General features: G+C 54.1%; 1 rRNA gene. It reads right to left on the bottom strand.

The features are described 5' to 3' along the window. Nucleotides 1–255 (bottom strand): 23S ribosomal RNA (locus tag KJS63_RS25915); the annotation flags it as partial.

The raw sequence follows: 255 nt of genomic DNA, 5'->3' as shown, positions 1-255 counted from the left end.
GAGGCGACCGCCCCAGTCAAACTGCCCACCTGACACGGTCCCCGTACCGGGTTACGGTACTAGGTTAGAACTCCGATACGATCAGGGTGGTATCCCAACGGTGCCTCCACCGAAGCTGGCGCTCCGGTTTCCTAGGCTCCCACCTATCCTGTACAAATCGTATCAAAGTCCAATATCAAGCTGCAGTAAAGCTCCATGGGGTCTTTCCGTCTTGTCGCGGGTAACCTGCATCTTCACAGGTATTAAAATTTCACC

The sequence above is a fragment of the Paenibacillus sp. J22TS3 genome (assembly GCF_018403205.1).
Classification (GTDB): domain Bacteria; phylum Bacillota; class Bacilli; order Paenibacillales; family Paenibacillaceae; genus Fontibacillus; species Fontibacillus tuaregi.
This window is presented reverse-complemented; position numbering and strand designations above follow the sequence as displayed.